The organism is Xanthomonas sp. SHU 166 (assembly GCF_000364685.1).
GTDB lineage: Bacteria > Pseudomonadota > Gammaproteobacteria > Xanthomonadales > Xanthomonadaceae > Xanthomonas_A > Xanthomonas_A sontii.
Genome location: NZ_AQOJ01000776.1, coordinates 1 through 651 on the forward strand (window position 1 = coordinate 1; position 651 = coordinate 651).

Sequence of the window (651 nt, forward strand, 5' to 3'; positions counted from 1 at the left end):
TTGGTTCGCGTGCCGGCGCAGCGCCCCCGCGCTGGCGCGGGGGCCGGGTTTCCGCTGCCGGAAACCGCAGGGTCGGTCAGCGCGCGGCCAACTGACGCAGCACGTACTGCAGCAGACCGCCGTGGCGGAAATACTCCACTTCCTTCGGCGTCAGCAGCATCACCGCCACCTCGAACGTCTGCACGGCGCCGTCGGCCTTGGTCGCGCTGACCTGGGCGCGCTTGCTGGCGCCGTCCTGCAGGCCGGTGATCTCGAACACCTCCGAGCCGTCCAGGCCCAGCGACTGCGCGTTCTGGCCCTGCAGGAACTGCAGCGGCAGCACGCCCATGCCGACCAGGTTGGAGCGGTGGATGCGCTCGAAGCTCTCGGCGATCACCGCCTTGACCCCGAGCAGGTTGGTGCCCTTGGCCGCCCAGTCGCGCGAGGAGCCGGTGCCGTACTCCTTGCCGCCGATCACCACCAGCGGCACGCCGTCGGCCTTGTACTTCATCGCCGCGTCGTAGATCGCCAGCTTTTCCGGCTGGCCACCGCCGGGCGGGTGGTACAGGGTGTTGCCGCCTTCCTCGCCGCCGAACATCAGGTTCTTGATGCGGATGTTGGCGAAGGTGCCGCGGACCATGACGTCGTCGTTGCCGCGGCGGCTGCCGTAGC

1 pseudogene is annotated in these 651 nt (G+C 69.7%); it reads right to left on the bottom strand.

The features are described from left to right. Window positions 1–76 precede the first annotated feature (76 nt). Window positions 77–651, bottom strand: a pseudogene (gene acnA, locus D180_RS18030) (aconitate hydratase); the annotation flags it as partial.